This is a genomic window from Flavobacterium sp. ALJ2 (assembly GCF_015594725.1).
Classification (GTDB): domain Bacteria; phylum Bacteroidota; class Bacteroidia; order Flavobacteriales; family Flavobacteriaceae; genus Flavobacterium.
Genome location: NZ_JADNRC010000066.1, coordinates 1 through 569, shown reverse-complemented (window position 1 = coordinate 569; position 569 = coordinate 1). Strand labels below are relative to the sequence as shown.

Annotated in this window: 1 protein-coding gene; it reads right to left on the bottom strand. The window is 29.3% G+C overall.

The features are described 5' to 3' along the window. Window positions 1-43: 43 nt before the first annotated feature. The coding region (locus IUY40_RS19235; protein ID WP_195738461.1) for a PorP/SprF family type IX secretion system membrane protein at window positions 44-569 on the bottom strand (526 nt) is incomplete at its 5' end.

Below are 569 nucleotides of genomic sequence, written 5' to 3'. Positions count from 1 at the left end.
GGATAAAAATAATATGTATTTTCTTTTCATTTTTGTATGGTTTTTAAAAGTATGATGGTCTTACAATTTTTTCTCTATTATTAAATCGATAAGTCAATGCAAATTCATGTGAGCCTGAATTAGCAGATTTTAATTTTCCTATTTGAGCATAATCATAAGAATAACTAAATTTTAATCCTGGGGTTAATTGAAATTGTGTTAAAAACAATATGGATTCATCTTGACGCCAGCCTGCTCCTACCCAGAAAAGATCATGTATCAAAAAATTAGCTTGCGCTTCAGCCTGAACATCAAAATTGCCTTTCTTTAATAATAGCAAAGGTTTAAATTTTAAATCTCCTGTAAGATCTAATAGATACCCGGTATAGAAATACATTACTCTGTCACTATCTAATTTAATATTCTCATCATATTTAACCTTGATTTTTGAAAATGATGGTATCGAGAATCCTGCAAAAAAACGATCTGAAAAATAATTAATTCCAAAACCAATATCCCCTCGGGTAAAATTTCGGGATTCATTAAACCTAGAATCATTATCAACACCATCTAATAAATGGTTATCCTCT